Here is a 716-nt window from a genome sequence, read left to right as displayed (position 1 = left end):
TTCCAGGCGCCGTTGCTCGCGCTTGAGGAAGGCCAGCGTCGCCTCGATGCTGGCGCATACCTCGGCGTCGCATGCGGCACTTCTACGCTGCTTGTTGATGGTCGCATCGCCGACAATCTGGCAAAGCCGGCCAACCAACGCGGTAAGCCGCTGTTGGGCAGCGCTTGGCGGTGGCGTCGGCACCGTGTTCTTGACTGCGCCGTAATGGGCGATGACAGCGGCGTCGATCCTGTCGGTCTTCTCCAGATAGCCCATCGCCTCGGCGAAACGGCGCACGCTCTTGGCATTGACCACGCCGCACGGCATGCCGTGCGCCCACAAGAGCATGAACCCCAGCCGTTCATAGCCGCCCGATGCCTCCATCACCGCAAGGGCTGCGCCATGGCTGCGGCAGAACAGCCAAAGAGCTGCAATCCCCGCCGCATCGTTGGCGAAGCGCGCTGCCGCTCCGCCAGGCCGGACATGCGCGTCCAGCCAATCTTTCGAAACATCAACTCCACAAATAATCCTGTTCACGGTAACCTGCCTTGTGCGTACGGTTGGAACCAAGCGACTGTTCGGTCGTGCGTGACGAAGGCGAAGATCCCAAGCTCTCCCGCGGTTGTAACCTCAGGTGGTACGGGCGACTTCGCCAAGCCAAGGTCCGGGCGGCCGCCCGGACCTTGGCTCAATCGCTCTAATCCCACGAAATCTCTCTCGTGTAGATACAAGGTGGC

The 716-nt window shown here is 62.6% G+C and carries 1 protein-coding gene; it reads right to left on the bottom strand.

Translation table 11 applies throughout. The features are described from left to right. The coding region (locus tag NKJ11_RS33750) for an IS110 family transposase (RefSeq protein WP_352795190.1) at window positions 1-516 on the bottom strand (516 nt) is incomplete at its 3' end. Window positions 517-716 lie beyond the last annotated feature (200 nt).

It is taken from the genome of Mesorhizobium sp. M0243 (genome assembly GCF_040321775.1).
Taxonomy (GTDB): domain Bacteria; phylum Pseudomonadota; class Alphaproteobacteria; order Rhizobiales; family Rhizobiaceae; genus Mesorhizobium.
This window is presented reverse-complemented; position numbering and strand designations above follow the sequence as displayed.